The 20,792-nt window shown below is 51.9% G+C and carries 20 protein-coding genes, 11 tRNA genes and 1 rRNA gene (1 of these 32 cut by a window edge); 29 read left to right on the top strand and 3 right to left on the bottom strand.

Annotation, left to right across the window (positions count from 1 at the left end):
* The 13 genes from ACTID9_RS01860 to rocF all read left to right on the top strand — a co-directional run.
* Nucleotides 1-127: ribosomal RNA gene (locus tag ACTID9_RS01860) — 23S ribosomal RNA — on the top strand (it extends 2,802 nt beyond the left edge of the window).
* A 77-nt stretch (nt 128-204) separates the two neighbouring features.
* Nucleotides 205-279, top strand: a tRNA-Asn gene (locus ACTID9_RS01865).
* Nucleotide 280: 1 nt separating this feature from the next.
* Nucleotides 281-356: transfer RNA gene (locus tag ACTID9_RS01870), tRNA-Thr, on the top strand.
* 8 nt (nt 357-364) lie between these two features.
* Nucleotides 365-441: transfer RNA gene (locus ACTID9_RS01875), tRNA-Glu, on the top strand.
* Between the two features lie 8 nt (nt 442-449).
* Nucleotides 450-525, top strand: a tRNA-Val gene (locus tag ACTID9_RS01880).
* 170 nt (nt 526-695) lie between these two features.
* Nucleotides 696-780: transfer RNA gene (locus tag ACTID9_RS01885), tRNA-Tyr, on the top strand.
* A gap of 12 nt (nt 781-792) precedes the next feature.
* Nucleotides 793-867: transfer RNA gene (locus ACTID9_RS01890), tRNA-Gln, on the top strand.
* 15 nt (nt 868-882) lie between these two features.
* A tRNA-Lys gene (locus ACTID9_RS01895) sits at nt 883-958 on the top strand.
* Between the two features lie 15 nt (nt 959-973).
* A tRNA-Gly gene (locus tag ACTID9_RS01900) sits at nt 974-1,049 on the top strand.
* 3 nt (nt 1,050-1,052) lie between these two features.
* Nucleotides 1,053-1,129: transfer RNA gene (locus ACTID9_RS01905), tRNA-Arg, on the top strand.
* Nucleotides 1,130-1,137: 8 nt separating this feature from the next.
* Nucleotides 1,138-1,214, top strand: a tRNA-Pro gene (locus ACTID9_RS01910).
* A 7-nt stretch (nt 1,215-1,221) separates the two neighbouring features.
* Nucleotides 1,222-1,295: transfer RNA gene (locus ACTID9_RS01915), tRNA-Gly, on the top strand.
* Nucleotides 1,296-1,537: 242 nt separating this feature from the next.
* Nucleotides 1,538-2,434, top strand: coding sequence for an arginase (rocF, locus tag ACTID9_RS01920; protein ID WP_441069583.1), 897 nt, complete (start codon nt 1,538-1,540; stop codon nt 2,432-2,434).
* Nucleotides 2,435-2,498: 64 nt separating this feature from the next.
* Here the strand turns inward: rocF and ACTID9_RS01925 are convergent, their stop codons facing one another.
* Nucleotides 2,499-2,660 carry a Spo0E family sporulation regulatory protein-aspartic acid phosphatase gene (locus ACTID9_RS01925; protein WP_441069584.1) on the bottom strand — a complete coding sequence of 54 codons (162 nt, stop codon included), beginning with the start codon at nt 2,658-2,660 and terminating at the stop codon, nt 2,499-2,501.
* Between the two features lie 195 nt (nt 2,661-2,855).
* Between ACTID9_RS01925 and sigW the strand changes: the two genes are divergently transcribed.
* The 8 genes from sigW (at nt 2,856) to ACTID9_RS01965 (ending at nt 10,524) form a co-directional block, all read left to right on the top strand.
* Nucleotides 2,856-3,419: an RNA polymerase sigma factor SigW gene (gene sigW, locus ACTID9_RS01930; protein WP_441069585.1), complete on the top strand. Its 564-nt coding sequence runs from the start codon at nt 2,856-2,858 to the stop codon at nt 3,417-3,419.
* 21 nt (nt 3,420-3,440) lie between these two features.
* Nucleotides 3,441-4,064: a zf-HC2 domain-containing protein gene (locus tag ACTID9_RS01935; RefSeq protein WP_441069586.1), complete on the top strand. Its 624-nt coding sequence runs from the start codon at nt 3,441-3,443 to the stop codon at nt 4,062-4,064.
* Nucleotides 4,065-4,190: 126 nt separating this feature from the next.
* The gene (gene cdaA, locus ACTID9_RS01940; RefSeq protein ID WP_441069587.1) at nt 4,191-5,003 is read left to right on the top strand and encodes a diadenylate cyclase CdaA; all 813 of its coding nucleotides are present in this window, start codon (nt 4,191-4,193) and stop codon (nt 5,001-5,003) included.
* Nucleotides 4,996-5,346, top strand: coding sequence for a hypothetical protein (locus ACTID9_RS01945; RefSeq protein ID WP_441069588.1), 351 nt, complete (start codon nt 4,996-4,998; stop codon nt 5,344-5,346). The genes cdaA and ACTID9_RS01945 overlap by 8 nt, the downstream gene beginning before the upstream one ends.
* Nucleotides 5,313-6,230: a CdaR family protein gene (locus ACTID9_RS01950; protein WP_441069589.1), complete on the top strand. Its 918-nt coding sequence runs from the start codon at nt 5,313-5,315 to the stop codon at nt 6,228-6,230. The genes ACTID9_RS01945 and ACTID9_RS01950 overlap by 34 nt, the downstream gene beginning before the upstream one ends.
* Nucleotides 6,231-6,279: 49 nt before the next feature.
* On the top strand, nt 6,280-7,626 hold the full coding sequence (gene glmM, locus ACTID9_RS01955; RefSeq protein WP_441069590.1) for a phosphoglucosamine mutase: 1,347 nt from the start codon (nt 6,280-6,282) through the stop codon (nt 7,624-7,626).
* A 424-nt stretch (nt 7,627-8,050) separates the two neighbouring features.
* A complete protein-coding gene (gene glmS, locus ACTID9_RS01960) occupies nt 8,051-9,883 on the top strand; it encodes a glutamine--fructose-6-phosphate transaminase (isomerizing) (protein ID WP_441069591.1) in 1,833 nt (610 codons plus the stop codon).
* 200 nt (nt 9,884-10,083) lie between these two features.
* The gene (locus ACTID9_RS01965) at nt 10,084-10,524 is read left to right on the top strand and encodes a hypothetical protein (RefSeq protein WP_441069592.1); all 441 of its coding nucleotides are present in this window, start codon (nt 10,084-10,086) and stop codon (nt 10,522-10,524) included.
* A gap of 144 nt (nt 10,525-10,668) precedes the next feature.
* On the opposite strand, the gene ACTID9_RS01970 is transcribed toward ACTID9_RS01965, so the two are convergent.
* A complete protein-coding gene (locus ACTID9_RS01970) occupies nt 10,669-11,409 on the bottom strand; it encodes an SDR family NAD(P)-dependent oxidoreductase (RefSeq protein ID WP_441069593.1) in 741 nt (246 codons plus the stop codon).
* Between the two features lie 125 nt (nt 11,410-11,534).
* On the opposite strand from ACTID9_RS01970, the gene ACTID9_RS01975 reads away from it, so the two are divergent.
* The 8 genes from ACTID9_RS01975 (at nt 11,535) to ACTID9_RS02010 (ending at nt 18,524) form a co-directional block, all read left to right on the top strand.
* A complete protein-coding gene (locus ACTID9_RS01975) occupies nt 11,535-12,428 on the top strand; it encodes a LysR family transcriptional regulator (RefSeq protein WP_441069594.1) in 894 nt (297 codons plus the stop codon).
* Nucleotides 12,429-12,566: 138 nt separating this feature from the next.
* Nucleotides 12,567-13,178 (top strand): TetR/AcrR family transcriptional regulator, encoded by a 612-nt coding sequence (locus tag ACTID9_RS01980; protein WP_441069595.1) that lies wholly within the window; start codon nt 12,567-12,569, stop codon nt 13,176-13,178.
* Nucleotides 13,179-13,254: 76 nt separating this feature from the next.
* Nucleotides 13,255-14,406, top strand: coding sequence for a thiolase family protein (locus ACTID9_RS01985; protein WP_441069596.1), 1,152 nt, complete (start codon nt 13,255-13,257; stop codon nt 14,404-14,406).
* 219 nt (nt 14,407-14,625) lie between these two features.
* The gene (locus ACTID9_RS01990; RefSeq protein WP_441069597.1) at nt 14,626-15,399 is read left to right on the top strand and encodes an arylamine N-acetyltransferase family protein; all 774 of its coding nucleotides are present in this window, start codon (nt 14,626-14,628) and stop codon (nt 15,397-15,399) included.
* A gap of 163 nt (nt 15,400-15,562) precedes the next feature.
* Nucleotides 15,563-15,961 (top strand): MarR family winged helix-turn-helix transcriptional regulator, encoded by a 399-nt coding sequence (locus ACTID9_RS01995; protein ID WP_441069598.1) that lies wholly within the window; start codon nt 15,563-15,565, stop codon nt 15,959-15,961.
* A 103-nt stretch (nt 15,962-16,064) separates the two neighbouring features.
* Nucleotides 16,065-16,886: an alpha/beta fold hydrolase gene (locus tag ACTID9_RS02000; protein ID WP_441069599.1), complete on the top strand. Its 822-nt coding sequence runs from the start codon at nt 16,065-16,067 to the stop codon at nt 16,884-16,886.
* Between the two features lie 127 nt (nt 16,887-17,013).
* Nucleotides 17,014-17,631, top strand: coding sequence for an NAD(P)H-dependent oxidoreductase (locus tag ACTID9_RS02005; RefSeq protein WP_441069600.1), 618 nt, complete (start codon nt 17,014-17,016; stop codon nt 17,629-17,631).
* A gap of 53 nt (nt 17,632-17,684) precedes the next feature.
* Nucleotides 17,685-18,524 (top strand): alpha/beta fold hydrolase, encoded by an 840-nt coding sequence (locus ACTID9_RS02010; RefSeq protein WP_441069601.1) that lies wholly within the window; start codon nt 17,685-17,687, stop codon nt 18,522-18,524.
* 75 nt (nt 18,525-18,599) lie between these two features.
* Here the strand turns inward: ACTID9_RS02010 and ACTID9_RS02015 are convergent, their stop codons facing one another.
* Nucleotides 18,600-20,786, bottom strand: a complete 2,187-nt coding sequence (locus tag ACTID9_RS02015; protein ID WP_441069602.1) for an acyltransferase family protein — start codon at nt 20,784-20,786, stop codon at nt 18,600-18,602.
* Nucleotides 20,787-20,792 lie beyond the last annotated feature (6 nt).

Consider the following 20,792-nt stretch of genomic DNA (forward strand, 5'->3'; position numbering starts at 1 on the left):
TGAGATGAGATTTCCCACAGAGTCAATCTGGTAAGACCCCTCATAGACGATGAGGTTGATAGGTTCGGTGTGGAAGTGCGGTAACGCATGGAGCTGACGAATACTAATCGGTCGAGGGCTTATCCACAACAAATCCATAGCAATGACTTGCGTATCCAGTTTTGAAGGAACAAGCTACATAAGTATACCTTCAACTTGATGCATTCCTCAGTAGCTCAATGGTGGAGCAACCGGCTGTTAACCGGTAGGCTGGCGGTTCGAGTCCGTCCTGAGGAGCCATGCTCCTGTAGCTCAGTCGGTAGAGCGTTTCCATGGTAAGGAAGAGGTCGCAGGTTCGATTCCTGTCGGGAGCACCATCTAGTAAGGCCCGTTGGTGAAGCGGTTTAACACAGCAGCCTTTCACGCTGTCATACAGGGGTTCGAATCCCCTACGGGTCACCATCCATTTCGGAGGCTTAGCTCAGCTGGGAGAGCATCTGCCTTACAAGCAGAGGGTCGGCGGTTCGATCCCGTCAGCCTCCACCATTCGTTTCACTCATCGGTGTATGCAGCGGATCTCACCGCAAGCGGGTCACCCTTTGAAGTGATTCGAGGAGTATTGCTCGGGTACAACTGATCTGGCTGCGCGTAGAAGCAAATCGACGCAGTATCGCCAGTAAGTAGCGATCCCGTCATCCTCCACCACCATATGTTTCGGGGAGATAGCGAAGTGGCTAAACGCGGCAGACTGTAAATCTGCTCCCTCTGGGTTCGGCGGTTCGAATCCGTCTCTCCCCACCAGTTTTTGTTTGATGGGGTATAGCCAAGCGGTAAGGCAACGGACTTTGACTCCGTCATTCCTAGGTTCGAATCCTAGTACCCCAGCCATTTTTCTCATATTGAGAGCCATTAGCTCAGTTGGTAGAGCATCTGACTTTTAATCAGAGGGTCGAAGGTTCGAGTCCTTCATGGCTCACCATGTTTTTTTAAAAATGCGGACGTAGCTCAATTGGTAGAGCGTCGCCTTGCCAAGGCGAAGGTCGAGGGTTCGAGACCCTTCGTCCGCTCCATATGTGCCCTTAGCTCAGCCGGATAGAGCGTTTGACTACGAATCAAAAGGTCGGGAGTTCGAATCTCTCAGGGCACGCCATGATATGTCGGGAAGTAGCTCAGCTTGGTAGAGTACTTGGCTTGGGACCAAGGGGTCGCAGGTTCGAATCCTGTCTTCCCGACCATTTTCATGCGGGTGTAGTTCAATGGTAGAACTCCAGCCTTCCAAGCTGGTCGCGTGGGTTCGATTCCCATCACCCGCTCCATACATAGCAGATACAGCAGCTGAAATCAGCTGCTTTTTTGTTTGGAAAAAGCAGGGGTTATTCGTAAGGAAAACCGGTTGCGAAATCCGTGTGCAGTTCAGCAAATCGACATGCATTTTTTGTTAGTTTTCCCTGAATGATTGCGGATTATGCTTATAATCATGCAAAATTGTGTCGAGTTGAGTCATTTGCCCAATCAAGGCTACAATAACAAGGTAGCTTAGGAAGGGATGGGTGACAAAATGAATAAAAACGTTTCCATTATTGGGGTTGGAATGGACTTAGGAGCGGATCGCCGCGGTGTTGATATGGGGCCAAGCGCCATTCGCTATGCTGGTGTTGTAAAGCGTTTGGAGGGAATGGGTTTCTCCATTAAAGACATTGGCGATATCGTCGTCAACCGTCCGAACCAACTGGTTAGCACTGACCACCACAAATACCTTGACCAAGTGGTTGAGGCAAACACGACTTTGGCAGCTGCAGTTAGCAAGGAAATGGCAGAGGGGCGTTTCCCGTTGGTGCTGGGCGGTGACCATAGCATTGCGATGGGGACGATTGCCGGCGTTACGCAGCATGTGAAAAACCTCGGCGTAATCTGGTTTGACGCTCACGGCGACCTGAACACAGGTGAGACGACGCCTTCTGGCAATATCCACGGCATGCCGCTCGCAGCAAGCCTTGGCCTTGGCCATGAGCGCCTTGTGAACATCGGCGGTTTTGCACCGAAGATCAAGGCTGAGAACGTTGTTGTTTTGGGAGCGCGCGACCTGGATGCTGGTGAGCGCGCGTTGATCAAGGAACGCGGCATCAAAGTGTTCACCATGCACGAGATCGACCGTTTGGGCATGGCTCGCGTGATGGAAGAAGCGATCGCACATGTAAGCAAAAATACAGACGGCGTCCATCTGAGCTTTGACTTGGACGGTTTGGATCCTCATGATGCACCGGGTGTTGGCACTCCTGTTATCGGCGGAATTTCCTATCGGGAAGGCCATCTGGCCATGGAAATGCTGGCTGAATCAGATGTTCTGGTATCCGCTGAATTTGTTGAAGTCAATCCGATTCTCGATCGTGAAAATGTAACTGCACGCGTTGCAGTGGCGATGATGAGTTCTGCTTTTGGCGATAAGCTGCTGTAAGCGTATAACCTAACTAAAAGAAATGAAAAAAAGAGGGGACGATTCCTCTCTTTTTTCGTTTATGTTAGCGTGTTTTGTGCACTGATGGAGGGAGTTGATTGAGCAGCTGGTCCAGCTTTACGCTGAGGTCAAGCAGCTCTGGCGTGATGGCGGAATGCTTTTTGTACTGGTCATTCATTTTCTTGCGGAGCGCTTCTATTTCGTCAAATACCATGTGCTTGGACATTATGACAACTCCCCTTTTTATGGTATTGTATAAAGAAGTTACCACACTTAGTATATAAATAAACCTTGTTTTTATTCCGAAAATTGGGCCGTAGCCGTTTGCCCATATTTTACTATATAAATTGGGACAAAAAAATTGAAACCGGACGTGAAATGCATCGTATAGTAAAGGTACGGTAATGCCGGGGAGGATCACATGGATTTTGTAGAGAAACGATTGACGGCAAGAGCCAAGCGGGGCGACCGCGATGCCTTTGTCGAATTGATCGAGATATACAAGGATAAGATTTTTCAATTGGCTTACCGCATGGTGGGCAATCGTCAAGAGGCGGAGGACATAGCGCAAGAGACTTTTTTACGTGTGTATGCCAACCTTCATACGTATGACGATAGTTACAAATTTTCAACATGGATTTATCGCATAGCCACAAACCTGTGCATCGACCGTGGGCGCAAAAAGCGACCGGATTTCTCCATCGACGAGGAAGCGGAGGGCACCGAAGGCCTCGATTGGCATTCCCGCCTTTCTTCAAAGGAGCAAACGCCGGAGGAACAAGTGGTTACGCAAGAATTGCAGGAAACCGTACAGGACGCATTGTCGAAACTGGCGCCCAAATATCGATCGGTCATGGTCTTGCGCTATATCGAAGATCTGTCGCTGCAAGAGATCAGCGAGGTATTAAAGTTGCCGATCACCACGATCAAAACGCGTATACATCGTGGGCGAGAGGCTCTTCGCTCAAAGCTTCGTTTCATGTAACAGAAAGGAGAGTCATCCGAGATGGATTGCAGAGATTCGATTGTCATGATTCATGAATGTTTAGATGGCGATATGGATGAATACGCCAATCTGCAGTTGCAAACGCATCTCAAGGAATGTCCGCGGTGCCACACCCATATGCACGAACTGCAAAAGGCGATTGTTTTTGTGCAGAGTGCTTCCCATATACAAGTGTCGGCTGATTTTACCGCTCGAGTCTTGGCTCAATTACCCGCACCGAGAAAAGGGCATCGTTTGTCAAATTGGCTCAGGCAGCATCCATTCCTCACCGCTGCAGCTGTGTTCTTGGTCATGATGATGGGAAGTGTGACGGCAACGTGGTTTGAACCTGATGATACGCTTCAGGTATCAGCCAACAATATCGATAAACTCAAGATTGACCACGAGCGTAACATCGTTGTGGTGCCGGCCGGAACCACAGTAGACGGTGATCTCATCGTCCGCAACGGCAGTGTGGAAGTGCAGGGAGAGGTGCGTGGCGACGTTGTTGCCATTGAGGGGAAAGTGTTTCTCGCCTCGACAGCGCAGGTCGCCGGTGATACGGAATCGGTCGAAGCGATTTTCGACTGGGTATGGTATCAGCTGAAAAATATCGGAAATGACTTGCTTCCGGCCTTCCCTTAGGCGAAAATAAGAACTAGCAGTTATAGGAGCGCGGCACGTACTGGCCGTGCTTTTTTCAGCGAGATACCGCTACCTATGAAATATAGAAGAGATATTGAGTTGGAGCGAGAATGTGGGGGCATCGCTATGATTTCTCTTAATTACGGTGATGTAATCCGGTATGCGATCGACATATTGTTGGTTACATACGTCATTTATAAATTAATCATGTTGATTCGCGGCACCCGTGCGGTTCAATTGCTGAAAGGGATTATGGTGATCATCATCACCTGGCTTTTGAGCAAGTATTTCCAGCTGACGACTCTTCACTGGCTGATGTCGCAGGCGTTTACCTTCGGGGTATTGGCGCTTGTCATCATTTTTCAGCCGGAGCTGCGGCGCGCGCTGGAACAGTTGGGACGGGGGAAGCTTTTTTCACGGACCAGTACCGTTGACGAGGAAGTCGTTCGCCGCATGGTGCAAGAGGTATGCAAATCAACAACATATATGGCGAAACGCCGGATTGGCGCACTGCTTGTAATTGAAAAGGATACAGGACTGAATGACTACGTAGAGACAGGCATCTTGATTAACGGAAAAGTTTCTTCAGAACTGTTAATCAATATTTTTATACCGAATACGCCGCTGCATGACGGCGCCGTTATCCTGCGCAAGGATACGGTGATGGCAGCGGGCTGTTATCTCCCTCTGACCGAAAATCCCACGATTTCCAAGGAATTGGGGACGCGGCACAGAGCTGCCATCGGGATGAGTGAGGTATCCGACGGCTTATCCATCGTTGTTTCCGAGGAGACAGGACAGGTGTCGTTTGCCTGTAACGGCCAAGTCCATCGCAATTTGACGGAGGAGCAGCTATCGGAAATTTTGTTGGAACAGCTGGATTCGCAAATTAGCAAATCCATGGCAGGTCGTTGGCAATGGAGGCGAAAGCATGGATAAATGGTTGAACAGCCGTTGGTTTGCGCGTGCCATCGCTTTGTTGCTCGCAACGATGATGTGGATGGTCGTAAACCTGGAGTCGGATGGTGTGGCGCCAACCGATACAACGCAACCGCTATTCATCGATGGCGTCAACCTGAAGGTGCTTTATGACACGGATAATGTGGAAGTGGTAAAACAGCCGAAAACGGTCAAAATCGCCATCGAGAGCAGCAATCCGTTTTATAAGCACAATTTCATCCCCCCGGATTCCTATGAGGTCTTTGTAGATCTAAGGGGGCAGGGAAAGGAACGCATCGCGTTCCGGTTTTGTACAAGGGCTTTCCGGAAGGGACGAAAGTAGGAATTATTCCGAGCACGGTTGACATCACCTTGGAAGAGAAGCAGACCGTGGAGAAGGAAGTCAGTGTGGAATTGTTGGGTCAGGCAGCACCGGGCTACAAAGCGGGTGAGCCGATCGTCAAGCCGTTCAAAGCGCATGTCAGGGTTCCGGCAAGCCAAGCGAACAGCATCGCAGGCGTGCGGGCCTCCGTCAACCTGGATGGAGCGACGGAACCGATCAACACGACCGTGCCGCTCAAGGTAGTGGACAAGTACGGAAACGTCCTTCAGCATGTGGAGGTCAACCCGCTTACGGTCGAGGTTAATGTTCCGGTGACAAGCCCATTTGCCAAAGTACCAATAAAATTGAACTTGACGAATGACTTGCCGGATGGCTATAGTTTGGCTAGTGTGGAAAAGAATGTGGAAGAAGTGACCGTGTACGGACCGAAAGAAGTGATCGATGCGATGAAGCAGAGCACGTATCCGGGTCCGGAGATTGATTTGAGCAAAATAAACTCAGATCGTCTGGTGCAGCTGAAAATGCCGCTTCTCGATAAAGTAGTCAAAGTGGAGCCGGAATATTTGGAGGTCTCTTTCAAGGTTGCGCCGTCCAAAACGAAGCGACTGGAAAAGGTGCCGCTGCGGATTACCGGTTTGTCCGAAAATCTGCAGGCCAAAGGTTTCTCCGCTGCCGGTCAGGAAATTACGACGATTGATTTTGATATAGTGGGTGCCGAGCAAAATCTGGACCATGTGTCGCCAGAAGACGTGCAGGTGGTTGCGGATGTCAGCAACTTGCCGGTTGGCGTGCATGAGATCCCGATTGTCTACAACCTGCCGCCGTACTTGAAAACGGCAAGCACGGCATTGAAGCAGGTAACCGTGGAAATCACAAGCAAGTAATGGGCGACATAAGCTACTGTGTGTAAAAGGATAGAAATGAGGGACAAGGATGGGGAAGTATTTCGGAACAGATGGCGTACGTGGTGTGGCGAATGCTCAGCTGACGCCTGAATTGGCGTTCAAAGTGGGCAGAGTCGGTGGCTACGTATTGACACGCAACAAGCAAGAGGGCAAGCCAAAGGTAGTCATCGGAAGAGATACGCGTATGTCTGGACAAATGCTGGAAAATGCTCTGCTTGCGGGTTTGTTGTCCGTAGGTGCTGAAGTGGTTCGCTTGGGCGTCATTTCGACCCCGGGTGTGGCTTATCTAACCCGTGCGTTGGGAGCTGATGCAGGCGTGATGATTTCTGCATCACACAATCCGTTCCCTGATAATGGAATCAAGTTCTTTGGCAGCAATGGGTTTAAGCTGTCCGATGAAATGGAAGGCGAAATCGAGCAATATCTGGATGCAGCGGAAGACAACTTGCCGCGTCCAACAGGAGAGCAGATTGGGACCGTCCTTGAATTCCTGGAGGGTGGACAAAAATATCTTTCTCATTTGAAAAACTCCGTTACGGAACGATTCGATGGCTTGAAGGTTGTGCTGGACTGCTCCAATGGCGCGGTATCGTCGCTGGCTGCGCGTCTGTTTGCGGACGTTGAGGCGGAAGTGATCACGATGGGCGCCAATCCGAACGGCGTCAACATCAACGAGCAATGCGGTTCCACGCATCCTGAGCGTTTGCAGGAGGAAGTCGTCAAACACAAAGCGGATCTTGGCCTTGCCTTTGACGGTGACGCAGACCGTTGCATCGCTGTCGATGAAAACGGCGAACTGGTGGATGGCGACTATATCATGGCGATTTGCGCACGCGCGCTGAAAGCCAAGGGCAAGCTGAACAACAACACGATCGTGACAACCGTCATGGCGAACCTGGGCTTTTTCAAAGCGATGGACGAGTGCTCGATCAATACGACGAAAACGGCTGTCGGTGACCGCTATGTCGTGGAAGAAATGGTCCGCGGCGGCTATAACCTGGGCGGCGAGCAGTCTGGTCACATCATCTTCCTCGATTACAATACGACGGGAGACGGTCTGCTGACAGGTTTGCAGCTGTTGAATATCATCAAGGAGACCGGGAAGCCGCTGTCTGAGCTGAAGCAAGTGATGACCAAATTCCCGCAAATTCTGGTGAACGTGCCTGTTGCCGATAAGAGCAAGCTTGCTGGCAACGAGGCGATTGAGGAAAAAATCAAGGAAGTGGAAGCAGAGCTGGCTGGCAATGGCCGCGTGCTTGTGCGTCCATCCGGTACGGAGCCGATCGTCCGCGTCATGGCGGAAGGTCCGGATGCAGGCGAATTGAATCTGCTGGTATACCGTATCGTAGAAGTCGTAAAACAAGAACTTGCTTAGTGACATAGACAAAGGGAGTGGCACGTTGCCGCTCCTTTTTGCATATTTTTTTGTATAGAGAAAAAAAGCATTTTGTGTTAAGGTAGGAGAGGACGAAATCGGTGGGGGAAGGAGGAGAAGGGAAAGACGGGCCACATTCAGATCCACATAAGCGCCAGCACTGTGGCTGCCCGACATGGAGCACAGTGGACGAGGTGGAGGTTTATCGAACATTCGGCGGATGCCTCCCGGTAGCATAGGATCACTACCGACAAACGCAGGGACAAAACAGCGGGGTAACCTGCTGCACAATACCGGCGTATGATACCTAGATTCGTTGATTGGATCACGGTAAAAAGCAAATGAGATGGCGGGGGCACACCCCGTTGGATAACAAGAGCCTCTGGGCTGTGTCCCCGTTAATTTGGGAAGGGGACTATTACACATGTGCGGAATTGTTGGATATATTGGAGATAAAAATGCGCAGGAGATTATCATTGGCGGTTTGAGCAAGCTGGAATACCGTGGATACGATTCGGCTGGAATTGCTGCTCTGACGGCAAACGGACTCACATACGAAAAGGCGAAAGGCCGCCTGGCTGTGCTGGAAGAGCGTCTGAAAGATCACCCGCTTACGGGGACGGTAGGAATCGGACATACCCGTTGGGCAACACACGGCAAGCCATCGGATGAGAACTCTCACCCGCATACGGATGAAAAGCTGCAGTTCGCGGTCGTGCATAACGGCATCATCGAGAACTTTCTCTCAATCAAGGAAGAGCTGATTTCCAAAGGGTACAACTTCACATCGGAGACGGATACGGAAGTGATCGCTCACTTGTTGGCCGACATGTATGACGGCGACCTGGTGGGGACGGTTCGTCGTGCGGTGGCGAAAATGCGTGGTGCTTATGCCCTGGGGATCATGTCTTCCCATGAGCCGGATAAACTGATCGCTGTGCGTTTGGCAAGCCCATTGATCGTTGGTGTGGGCAACGGGGAAAGCTTTATCGGTTCGGACATTCCTGCCATGCTGGAGCATACGCGTGACGTGCACATCTTGAACGAGGGCGAGATGGCAGTCCTGACTCGCGACGGTGTCGAACTGTTCCTGGCTGAGACAGGCGAAAAAGTGGAGCGCGAGCTGTTCCATGTGGATTGGGATTTGGTGCAAGCGGAAAAAGGCGGCTACGACTCCTTCATGCTGAAAGAAATCAGTGAGCAGCCTCAATCGGTTCGCGACACAATGGGTGCGCGCATCGATAGCGAAACCAAGCGGATCGTGATGCCTGAGCTGAAAATGAGCAATGAGCAGCTGGCGATGTATGACCGTATTTATATCGTTGCGTGCGGAACGTCGATGCACGCAGGACTCGTCGGGAAGGATGTTATCGAGAAGCTGACTCGCGTGCCGGTTGAAGTGGCAATCGCTTCCGAATTCCGTTACCGCGACCCGATCTATACGGACAAAACGCTGATGATCGTCATCAGCCAATCCGGCGAAACGGCGGACACGCTGGCAGCGCTGCGCGAAGCGAAGAAGAGCGGTGTCACCGTAATGGCAGTCACCAACGTCGTGGGCAGCTCGGTATCCCGTGAGGCGGATGAAGTGATCTTTACATGGGCTGGCCCAGAGATCGCCGTAGCGTCGACCAAAGCGTATACGAGCCAAGTGGTTGCACTCTACCTGTTTGCACTCTATTTTGCACAGGTGAAAGGTACCCAAACCGCCGAGCAAGTAGCGGAAATCGTCGATCATATGCTGGATTTGCCGGCAGCCATCTCGGAGATTTTGGCCGATTCCGCGAAAATCCGTGACTTCGCGAACAGCATCAAAGACGTGAACAGCCTGTTCTTCATTGGACGCAGCCTCGACTATGCGGCATCCCTGGAAGGGTCGCTGAAGCTGAAAGAGATCTCGTACATTCACTCCGAGGCGTATGCAGCGGGTGAGCTGAAGCATGGTACGCTCGCACTGATCGAAGAAGGCGTGCCGGTCATCGCGCTGGCAACCCAGCCGGATATTTATGAGAAGATGGTCAGCAACATCGTTGAGGTAAAAGCGCGCGGTGCCCGCGTTCTGGGCTTTGCCGTCGAATCCGATAACGAGCTGATCAAATCGGTTGATGAAGTGATCCACATCCCAGCTACCCTGCCAATCCTGACTCCAGTATTAACCGCCATCCCATTGCAGCTGCTCGCTTACCACGTATCTGTGGCAAGAGGGCTGGATGTCGATAAGCCGCGGAATTTGGCGAAGAGCGTTACGGTGGAGTAAGTGAGGGGAAATGAAAAGGGTTTAGTTATTGTACAATGAAGTACAAATTTAAAAAAAGAAACGAGCTGCCGAAGGTAGCTCGTTTTTATATACGAGAAAACTATTGACCTTATGTGTATGCCATTCTAACGTACCGTTATTAGGAAATTATACCATCCCCTCTATCATCACTTGGCAAATAGAAATCATGAGAAAGGAGAATGAACAATGGAACGCCTTGGAAAGGGGACGAATTGATTGCAACGATCGCCAAGGTTAGCAAACTATATCGATATCCCGAGGAAGACTGGCCGTTCATCATTCCGGCCGATGAGTCGGAGTATAAGATAGATATCACCGATTTCTCCGAAAAAAGAACGCCAAAGTTTGAATTCGTCTACGACTCGTATATTCATAAGCCTGTTATTCAATTGGCGCTCGAAACGGATCTGTCCCGGGAGGAAATGGAAGCTACTTTCCCAGAGCCGATCGGTTTCGCGATACCGGGTTTGGAGGAAATTTTTCGTTCGCTCATGGTGAAAAGCCCATGGGACGATGGGCTGGGGTTCCGTTTTGATTTGTATTATCATTCAGACAAGAACGATCTGTCGGACTGGGAAACCGGAGAATGGCTGGTCAAACATGGTGGGAGAATCATGTAAAAGCGTTCGCGAATGGATTCATCAAAATATATTAGAAACAAGGAGGCTGCCGTTTGTTACAAGCGGGCAGCCTTTGTTTGGTTAGCCAACAAGTCGGCCGGGCAGGCGAGGGGCGCTCCCGATGAGCATCGCCTGCTTTGACCTTTACATGGTCTGCCCGCTATCTACCGTAATAATCTGCCCCGTCATGGCTTCCTGTTCCAACGTCGCACAGATAAGCTGCGCGATATCTTCAGGTGCTGCGATACGCTGAAGTAAAAGATTCGGGGCCAGCTTTTTCATCTGTTCCTCATGCCCGGCCCACCATCTCGTCGCGACGGCTCCGGGGACGACGCAGTTGACTCTGATCGCTGGCGCGAGGGCATGGGCGAGCGATTTTGTCAGGCCGTGGACAGCCGCCTTGGATACGGCATACGGCAGCGAGGAGCCGAGCCCGGTTTGTCCCGCGATGCTGCCGAGGTTGACGATTGCGCCCTCTTTCTTTTGTTTCATGAAGGGAGCGACGGCTCGTGCGCAGTAAAACATCCCTTTGACATTCACATCATAAAGCTCATTCCACACTTCCTCGCCTGCCGCCTCCAAATCGCCAAACGGGATGTGTCGTGTCGTGCTCGCATTATTGACAAGCAAGTCAACGCTCCCGTACTGCCGCACAATCTCATAGACCATGTCCCGCACCTCTGCGTCTCGGGAAACATCGGCTTGGATGGTGATGGCTTGCCCGCCTTTATCCCGGATGAGTTGCACCGTTTCCTCTGCGTCGGACTGCGAACGAGAAAAGTTTACAGCTACGATAGCGCCCCGTTCTGCCAGCGCAAGGCTTGTCGCTCTGCCGATCCCTGTGCCGCCGCCGGTGACGAGCGCCACTTTGTTTTTTACATCCATTTCGGTCATCTCCTTTTGTCGAACGATGGTATGGAAAAATTGTACGCCGCGAAACGAATTTTGTATAATTGAATTAATAGAATGTCGGATTCAAAAAAAATGAATCGTAGAACGGAGATGTCGGGATGGATGTAAAGGTAGTCAAGACATTTCACCTGTTAGCGAAATACGGGAGTTTTATTCGGGTGGCGGAAGAGATGAATTATGCGCAGTCCACCGTCACGATGCAAATCCAAAAGCTTGAGGCTGACTTGGGCGTTCAGTTAATCGAGCGCGGGAAAAAGATCCGGTTGACCGAAGCCGGGAGGTTGTTTTACGAGCAAAGCTTGCATGTGATAAAGAGCATGGAGCAATTGCAGGCAAACTTGTCCGATTTTCGCCTGGGTGAGGCGGGCCATGTTCGTTTGGGGGTGACGGAGCCGACGGCCAGTTACCGGGTGCCCGCGATTTTGAAGCGGTTTATCTCTCGCTATCCCAAAATTCGTGTCTCCTTAGACATTGCGAATACGCCGGCGCTCAGCGAACGGCTTCTTCGAGGGGACATTGATATTGCGCTTTGTTCCGCCCCGGACCTGGGAACCGAGCTGTATTTTGAACCTTTATTCAAGGAGGAGTTTGCGGTATTGCTGCCGGAGGATCATTCGCTTGCCGGAAAAGCGGCGATTGCACCGGAGGAGATTCGGGGGCACCGTCTGCTTATCACATCGGCAACCTGCCCGTACCGCAGAAAGCTGGAGGTGGTGCTGCAGGCCACCGGAGGCATTCCGATCGATACGATGGAGATCGGGAGCATGACTGCCTTGAAGCACTACGTCGCGTGGGGATTCGGGATCGCACTCGTGCCCAAAATCGTGTTGGACCCCGCTCCCCAAGGAACGGTGGTGCGTGCGGTGGACGGCAATGCAATCGATATGACGTTCGGCATGTTAAGCAAAACGCCCGAGTATCCGGTAACGCTTGCAACCGCGAAACTCATGTCATTTCTCAAGGAGGAGCTGCATGAACCATCCTTGATGTGAAGGGGAGGGAGCAGCCTTTGCACATAAATTCCATTTTTCACCCTATGCAATGATCCGATCCAGCTTTATAATAAAAACAAACCGATCGGTCTCAAGATTTGCAACGAGCGATCTTTTTCAACGGAGGCAAACAAAATCATGTCAACTCGCAAAGGAGAACAAACCAAAGCGCTGATCGTGCAAAAGGCGTCGAAGCTGTTTAACAGCCAAGGATACATGGCCTCGTCCATATCCGGGATCATGCACGAAACCGGCTTGAAAAAAGGGGGGATTTACAATCACTTCGAAAGCAAGGAAGAGCTGATGCTGAGCGCTTTTTCCTACTCCATCGAGATGATGAGCCACTTTTTTTCTGAAGCGCTGGCGGGCAAAAAAGGCTGCATGGAGCGTCTGCTTGCGATCGCCTCCATTTTTGAACGGCATGCCAAAAATGAGCTGCTGCCAGGCGGATGCCCGCTGCTAAACGCGGCGATTGAGGCAGATGATGCCGATCCGGTCCTGCGGGAAAAAGTCTGTGCGGCGATGAACGAACTTCTTGAGCTGATCAGCAGATTTGTTCGCAAGGGTATCGAGATGGGGGAGGTTCGGGACGGCGTTGATCCAGAGTTTGTCGCGACCATCATGATCTCGACGCTGGAAGGAGCGCTGATGCTGAGCAAGCTTTACGGCAATCAGGTGCCTATGGAACGCGCCATGCAGCATGTGCAATCCTTTTTGACAGCAGAGTTAGGTTTGCCTAGTCAAGAATAGAAGGAGCCGTAAGCGGCTTTTTTTAACCCAAAAACCGACCGATCGGTCTTAAATTTCTTTTTCTGGAGGGATTACGATGAAATCTGGCAAGGATGCAGTCATTGTGGACGCCGTTCGTTCACCGATGGGGAAAAAGAATGGGACGTTGAGCCATATTCGGCCTGATGAGCTTGCCGCACAAGTGCTGCAGCGATTGGTTGAGCGCAATCGATTGGACCCGGCGTTGGTGGAGGACGTGAAGATGGGATGTGTGACACAGGTTGGGGAACAGGGCGGAAACATTGCACGATTGGCTACACTTCTCGCAGGTTTTCCGGTTGAGGTGTGCGGCGTCACGTCCAATCGGGCATGCGGTTCCAGCCTGGAAACGCTCAATCAGGCTGCACATGAAATCATGGCGGGGATGTGCGATGTGGTGATTGCAGCAGGCGTGGAAAGCATGAACCGGGTCAAGATGGGCAGCGATGTCAAGGCTTGGAACCCGAAGCTGTCCGATCGATATGAGATGATCCCCCAAGGCATTTCGGCTGAACGTATTGCCAAGAGATGGGGATTGTCTCGTCTGGACTTGGATGTCTACTCGTTGAGAAGCCATGAAAAGGCGTTGAAAGCCCAGGCTGCCAACCGATTCGTCGATGAGATCGTACCCGTGCGCGTTCCATCGCCGGACGGGACAATGATCGATTTTCAGGCAGATGAAACCCCGCGCGTGACATCGCTTGAAAAAATGGCAGCGCTGCAGCCGGCTTTTCTTTCGGACGGCATCATCACAGCGGGAAATGCCAGCCCGATTAACGATGGTGCATCTGCGGTGCTCCTGATGTCCCGGCAAAAGGCGGAGGAGTTGGGTTACAAGCCACGTGCTCGGGTAGTGGCAACTGCGGTTGCCGGCGTCGATCCGACCATCATGCTGACAGGCATCATTCCGGCTACGCAAAAAGTGCTGCAAAAGGCAAATCTGACGCTTCACGACATCGACCTGTTTGAAGTGAATGAGGCGTTTGCGTCTGTCGTTTTGGCTTGGGAACGGGAGATCAAGCCTGATCCTGACAAGGTGAACGTCAATGGCGGGGCTATCGCTCTTGGCCATCCGTTGGGCGCGAGCGGAGCGCGTCTCATTACGACGATGCTGCATGAGCTGGAAAAACGTGAAGCGCGGTACGGTTTGGCCACACTCTGCATCATGCACGGAATGGCTGTCGCGACGATCATTGAACGGGAAGCGTGAGAAAGGAAGAAGAGCTGCTGGCCGTTGAATAGGTGATGCAAACGGCGAATATCGGCCGGACGAGCGCAGATGTTTTACGCTGTCTCGCCCGGCTATTTTTTTGAGGTAGGAGCTGAAACGGAATGTGCAAAAGACGTGCTGCATAATCACTCCCAAGCAGGCATACCCTCTGCGTGATGAGAATGTAGTAAAGGAGAACGACGATGGGGGGAGTTTTCCATGAGCGAGCTGAGCGTATTATTCCGCAGAAGGATCGGGTGGCCGGAAAGCGGAGAGATTGCCTTTGAACAATTGGGAGATGTGTTGGAGAGAACGTCGAGAAGTATTCCGTTTGAAAACTTGTGCATCATCGAACAAAGAACAAACGACATCACGAAGGAAAACTTGATCCGCAAGATGCTGAAAAAGCAGGAAGGCGGGCTTTGCTACGAGTTAAACGCGCTGTTTTATTTCTTTCTGCTCGAAAATGGATTCGATGCAATGCTGACGCGTGGCGTGGTGTACGATCACGCTGCACAGCGGTTTCTTACACTGGGGCGAACGCATGTGACGATTTTGCTCACGCATGAGAAGCAAACCTATGTCATCGATACCGGTTTTGGCGGAAATCTGCCGCTCAGGCCTGTTCCATTGAGCGGGGAGGAAGTCAGCTCGGCGAATGGCGCGTTTCGGATTACGCGAGCGGACAGCGAGCTGGGCGATTATGTGCTTGAAATGAAGCTCAGGCATAAGGATCCGGATTGGCGGATCGGTTATACGTTCGATTCCAAAAAGCCGATCCGCGATGTGTCCGAGTTGGAGGAAGTGCGGGAGATCATCGAACATCACGCGGGATCGCCTTTCAACAAAAATCCATTGATCACAAAGCTCACAAACAAGGGCAACATTACATTGACCGACACAACTTTCACACAATGGGTTGACGGCGTTGTGTCGAAAGAGGCGGTCGATAAAGAGAGGTTCACCGAGCTGTTGAAGAAGCATTTCGGGTGAAGGGGTGCCATAGGGGGCTGTGGGCAATACGGGTGGCGGGGATGGCTCGGTAGGGTGAAGACGGAGCGGGTTCTGCATTCCCTCCAACGATTGGCCCGCCCCCTTGAAAATGGTTTCGCGCATCCCGTATAGTAGGACTATGTTGAAATATAATGCAGCGTCCATGATCAGTAAAATCAGAGATTCCGTCAATAAAATGATTGTGTCAGAGCTTGAAAAGAAAGGCGTGGAGGGGATCGTTTCTTCACATGGCGATATTTTGTCGCTGCTGTACCGTGTAGATGGCATCCCCGTAAAAGTGCTGGCTGAAAAAATTCACCGGACACAGCCGACCGTTTCCGTATTGGTAGACAAGCTGGAAAAGCTGGGCTATGTGGAACGGCGCAAAAGCGAGGAGGACAGCAGGGTTACGCTGGTTGCGCTGACAAAGAAAGGGCGGGCGCTCGAGCCGATTTTCGCGAAGGTTTCGGAGGAATTGAATGAGCTTCTTTACGGAGGGTTGACCGACGACGAGAAGGAGCTATTCGAATCATTGTTAGAACGCGTTTTCCAGCGGTTTTAATTTTTTTTTTGCAAAAATACATAGACATCTATATGAAATGAAGTTACAATCCTATTCATAGATGTCTATGTAAAAAATGTTGGAGAAAATGGAGGCATGCAAAATGGAATGCAAATTGGACTCGATTACCGTGCAATACGAGGTGCGGGGGACTGGAACGCCGATTCTTATGCTGCACGGCTTTTCCTGCGATCGGCACCTGATGATAGGAGGGATGGAGCCGGTTTTTGCGGAACGCACGGGCTGGCAGCGGATTTACATCGATTTGCCGGGGATGGGCGCGACCAAAGCGGCGGAATGGATTCGCAGCACGAACGATATGCTTACCGTAGTGGAGCAATTTGTCGATGCGGTGCTGTCTGACACGCCATTCGTTGTGGCGGGACAGTCGTATGGCGGTTATTTGGCGCAGGCGCTGCTGGCAAAACGTCCTGCGCAGATCGCGGGCATGCTGATGATTTGCCCGACAGCGGGAATGGCAAAGCGGGATGTCCCTCCGTTCACTGTTCTTGCAAAGGATGAAGCGTTTCTGCGCTCATTCGATCATGAGGATGCCGAGGAGTTCACCAGCATGCATGTCGTGCAGGATCGGTATAACTGGGAGCGGTTCAGGGACGAAATATTGGTCGGCATCAAGGCTGCGGACCAGGCTCACTTGGAGCGTCTCCGCCAGCAGTACGATCTGGCGCCTGACGCAGGGGTGACGGAGCAGCCTTATGAAAAGCCGGTGCTGGTTGTGGCGGGCAGGCAGGATCATGCGGTCGGCTACCGTAATCAATGGGAGATGGCGCAGCGATACCCGCGGGCGAGCTTTGCCATGCTGGATCGGGCCGGGCATAACCTGCACATTGAGCAAAAGACGCTGTTCGACGCACTTGTCAGCGAGTGGCTGGAGCGGGTGGCGGAGGAGCAAGCTCGCGCATAAAAGAATGGCGCGAATGCCCGGGGTGGGGCATGTTTTGCGATACAGAACGCGGACTGAGCGGGGACTGAGCGGTTCGGATCATGCCGATCACGGTTCATGTGTCCTGCAACAGGAGGAGGTTTTTGCGATGAATCATCTTGTCATCTATGCGCATCCCAACGCGGAAAGCTTCAATCATGCAATTTTGGAGACGGTAGTCCGTTCGCTGGAAGCAAACGGTCACAGCGTTGTGGTGCGGGATTTGTATGCGCTTCGGTTCCAGCCGGTGCTCGGCCGGGCGGATTTGGCTGCGTTCGATGCCGGGGATGTGCCGGCGGACATCCGGCCGGAACAGGAGCTGATCGCCCAAGCGGATGCCATCACGATGATCTATCCGATCTGGTGGGGAGGTCAGCCGGCCATTTTGAAAGGGTATATTGACCGCGTTTTCTCCCATGGATTCGCCTATGCCGCAAACGAGCAAGGAATTGAGAGGCTTTTGGCAGGGAAACAGGGACTGATCATCAATACGCATGGCACCCCCAAGGACATCTATGATCAAATGGGGATGACCGAAGGGTTGAAGCTCACGACAGATACAGCCATTTTTTCATTCGTCGGAATTGAGACGGTCGGGCATCTGTTATTCGGCGGGATCGGCTACGGTGAAGAAGAGATGTACAACGGAATGCTGAAGGAAGTGAAGGAAGCGGTGATTTCCTTATTCGGGTCTGCGGATTCTGTGGTGGAAAGACATAAGACGTAGTTGTATACACGCTGTTTGGCAAGCCGAAAGAATATATGGAATGGAGAGTTTTTGTGGAAAAAATAAAAATCTACAGAAACATTGCCAAGTTGAAGGATATTGACCTGTTTTATTTTGATACAAAAACCGAAGGGCCAACGATTCTTTGCCTTCATGGGAGATGGGGAAGAGCAGAAACCTGGTGTGATTTTATCGAGCATTATGGAAAACAATACAGAATCATAGCACCTGACCTAAGAGGACATGGATTGAGCGGAAAACCTATTTCGAAATATACGGCTGAAGAAATGGCTGGAGATATCATTGAACTATTCGATTTATTTAAGATAGATTCCGTCATTTTAGTAGGCCATTCGATGGGCGGGCGTGTAGCTGGATATATAGCGTCACTGTATCCTGAGTTCGTAAAAGCATTGGCAATACTCGACAAATCCGCTTCCGGACCTTCCAAACCAAACAGGCTGCCGTTAGATCAACTATCAGCCGTTGATCCTGTGACAAAAGATTGGCCTCTACCATTTTCCAGCTTAAAGGAAGCAATGGAATTTATTCAACAAGCAACGGATTCGAAATTGGGTTATCAATATTTTATGAATAGTTTAATCGAAACCGTTGAGGGATACCAAATGATGTTCAGTTCTCAGGCCGTGGCTGCTAACATTGCTTATGAAGAAAACTGGTTCCATCTACTACCTGGCATAGAGTGTCTGGTATTGTTAATCAGAGCAAAAGGTAGCGGGGCAGTATCTGACGAAGAATTTGCAAAAATGCAATCCTTGCTCCCAAATTGCCTTGCAAGAGAGATATTGCATCATGACCATAATGTTCATTTAGGAAACAAAGAGGAATTTTATAGATTTTTTGATGAATTTCTAAATGATGTGAATGAATGAGGCGCTGCCGCCAAAAAAGCCCCGCGCACAGGCATTGCCTTGTGTGTGGGGCTTTTTCGTATGTGAAAACACGGTTCATTGCGACACCGGTGCCAGTTCTTCCGCACCTTTGGCTGCCGCAGGGGCAATTGCTTTCGCTACAAACGCCGCGTAGAACTCGGAGCCGTCCGGCCGCAAATGAACCCCATCGTTGTAAAAGAACGAGTCTTTGCCGGTGCTTGCGGAATACCAGTCGACGAGCGTCGCATTGGGGTAAGCGGCTGCGACATCTGCCAACGTTTGGTTTACGACGCTTTCCCAAGGGCGCGGCACGCGGGTGTTCACCAGCACGATTTGCTGTACATCTCCCAGCGAGTTCAGAAGCGACTCGAGCTGCTTTTTGGTGAATGCGCCATTGGTGCCAAGCTCGATGATGACGCGGCTTCCCAATTTTCCTTCCGCTTTAAGCCGGTTGACGACTTCCTGTGCCTGGGACAGCTGACGGCCGATTTTGCCGTCGACGACGATGCCGGGCAAGAGTTTCTCCAAATATGGCTGGATGTCGACCATCACGGAATCGCCGATCGCCGTGATGCCTTTGCCGGATTGCGGTTTGACGGTCACATTCGTATCGCTTGGGGTCGTGCCGCTGCCGCCTTTGCCCGGTTTGGTTTTGTCAGTCGAATTGTCAGTCGCGTGCGAGCCTTTTTTATTGCCGGAACCGCCGGATGGTTGCGAATTTTTGCCGCTGCCATTCGTTGCTGTATTCCCTTTTTTGTCTGTCGCATTGTTCGCTGTGCCTGTTTTTTTGCCTGTCGCTCCTTTGTCGGCTGGATGGGTGCCTTTTCCTAAAGCGGCGTCGGCTTTGGGAGGTGTTGCTTTGTCAGGGCTGTTCGTCCCTTTTTCGGAGGATGCCCCGGTTGTATCAGCATCGGCAGCAGGTGCCGTTGTGGTTGTACCGGCGATCACGCCGCTGCTGTTAGCGCCAGTGGCTGCATCTGTGTCTTCCGAACCGCCGCCGGTGACCGTTCCTTGGTGCTTGGTGCCGGTGAAGCTGTCGCGCGGAGCGGGGCTCGCGGTCGCGACGAGGGCAAACAGGCTGAAAACCAGGAGTGCGCTGGTGGACGTGATCAGCAGGTTGACACGCATGCGGCCGCGCGCAACTTCTCGGTTGCGCAGCTGCGCCCACAGCTTCTCGATCGCACCATGGCGGATGGGCTCCTCAAGGAAGCGCCAGGACAGTGCGGCAAGGATGATGCTGGCCGCCAGCTGAAGCGCGGCGCGGGTGAGATCGACTCCGTCGGTGTTGACGGCCGGACTGGTAAACACGATGACCGGATAATGCCATAAGTAAATGCCGTAAGAACGCACGCCGAGCCAGCGCAGAGGCTTGCAGCCCAGCCATTTGCCGATGCGACTTGCCGGATGCGCCAGAGACGCAACCAAGAGCGCTGTCGCCACACTGAGCACGACCATTCCGCCGCGATAGAGGAATTCGTCATATTCATTCGTGAAGGCGATCATGAGCAGGACGGCGAGCAGGCTGACACCGCCGACGAGATCGAGCGTGAGGCGCGCTTTTGGCGATGTTTTTTCCAATGAAAGCTTGGCGCTGGGCCAAATGAGCGCAAGCGCTGCGCCAATCAGCAATGCGAAAGAACGGGTATCCGTGCCATAATAGACGCGGCTCGGGTCAATTCCGGGTTCAAACAGGAGTGCCATCGCGATAGCGGAAATGGCTGCACCACCGAGGGCGAGAAGCGCCAATTTCCCGCGTTGGGGGACGTAGCGGAATCCGAGTGCCAAAAGCAATGGCCAGAGCAAGTAGAATTGTTCCTCTACTGCAAGCGACCAGAGGTGGCCAAGCGGAGAAGGCGGTCCGAAGCTTTCAAAATACGAGACTTGGTGAAAAATCAGCCACCAGTTGCTGACGTAAAAAATGGCTGCGAGCGAGTCGCTGCGCAATGTGGGGAGCTGGGAGCGATCGGCAGCGATCGTCCAGCAAACGACGACAGCGAGCATCAGGAGCATGGCCGGCAACAGCCGTCTGGCGCGCCGAATCCAGAAATCCTTCAGATCAAGCTGTCCGTACTTTTTCCATTGGGAAGCTAGTATGTCGGTAATGAGGTAACCAGATAAAACGAAAAACACGCCGACACCCAGAAGACCCCCGGATGCCCAGCCAAAATTGAGGTGGTAGGCGATGACTGCCAATACCGCTAGCGCCCGCAGTCCATCCAAGCCGGCCATGTAACGCCCGCTGCCATTGAGTGGTTTAGGCATGCCCAT

This window comes from Brevibacillus fluminis, assembly GCF_052072235.1.
GTDB lineage: Bacteria > Bacillota > Bacilli > Brevibacillales > Brevibacillaceae > Brevibacillus_D > Brevibacillus_D fluminis_A.

Excerpts from the sequence above, each read along its gene's own strand:
- rocF (WP_441069583.1), top strand. The coding sequence starts at position 1,538 with ATGAATAAAAACGTTTCCATTATTGGGGTTGGAATGGACTTAGGAGCG.
- ACTID9_RS01925 (WP_441069584.1), bottom strand. The coding sequence starts at position 2,660 with ATGTCCAAGCACATGGTATTTGACGAAATAGAAGCGCTCCGCAAGAAA.
- sigW (WP_441069585.1), top strand. The coding sequence starts at position 2,856 with ATGGATTTTGTAGAGAAACGATTGACGGCAAGAGCCAAGCGGGGCGAC.
- ACTID9_RS01935 (WP_441069586.1), top strand. The coding sequence starts at position 3,441 with ATGGATTGCAGAGATTCGATTGTCATGATTCATGAATGTTTAGATGGC.
- cdaA (WP_441069587.1), top strand. The coding sequence starts at position 4,191 with ATGATTTCTCTTAATTACGGTGATGTAATCCGGTATGCGATCGACATA.
- ACTID9_RS01945 (WP_441069588.1), top strand. The coding sequence starts at position 4,996 with ATGGATAAATGGTTGAACAGCCGTTGGTTTGCGCGTGCCATCGCTTTG.
- glmM (WP_441069590.1), top strand. The coding sequence starts at position 6,280 with ATGGGGAAGTATTTCGGAACAGATGGCGTACGTGGTGTGGCGAATGCT.
- glmS (WP_441069591.1), top strand. The coding sequence starts at position 8,051 with ATGTGCGGAATTGTTGGATATATTGGAGATAAAAATGCGCAGGAGATT.
- ACTID9_RS01965 (WP_441069592.1), top strand. The coding sequence starts at position 10,084 with ATGAACAATGGAACGCCTTGGAAAGGGGACGAATTGATTGCAACGATC.
- ACTID9_RS01970 (WP_441069593.1), bottom strand. The coding sequence starts at position 11,409 with ATGGATGTAAAAAACAAAGTGGCGCTCGTCACCGGCGGCGGCACAGGG.
- ACTID9_RS01975 (WP_441069594.1), top strand. The coding sequence starts at position 11,535 with ATGGATGTAAAGGTAGTCAAGACATTTCACCTGTTAGCGAAATACGGG.
- ACTID9_RS01980 (WP_441069595.1), top strand. The coding sequence starts at position 12,567 with ATGTCAACTCGCAAAGGAGAACAAACCAAAGCGCTGATCGTGCAAAAG.
- ACTID9_RS01985 (WP_441069596.1), top strand. The coding sequence starts at position 13,255 with ATGAAATCTGGCAAGGATGCAGTCATTGTGGACGCCGTTCGTTCACCG.
- ACTID9_RS01990 (WP_441069597.1), top strand. The coding sequence starts at position 14,626 with ATGAGCGAGCTGAGCGTATTATTCCGCAGAAGGATCGGGTGGCCGGAA.
- ACTID9_RS01995 (WP_441069598.1), top strand. The coding sequence starts at position 15,563 with ATGATCAGTAAAATCAGAGATTCCGTCAATAAAATGATTGTGTCAGAG.
- ACTID9_RS02000 (WP_441069599.1), top strand. The coding sequence starts at position 16,065 with ATGGAATGCAAATTGGACTCGATTACCGTGCAATACGAGGTGCGGGGG.
- ACTID9_RS02005 (WP_441069600.1), top strand. The coding sequence starts at position 17,014 with ATGAATCATCTTGTCATCTATGCGCATCCCAACGCGGAAAGCTTCAAT.
- ACTID9_RS02015 (WP_441069602.1), bottom strand. The coding sequence starts at position 20,786 with ATGCCTAAACCACTCAATGGCAGCGGGCGTTACATGGCCGGCTTGGAT.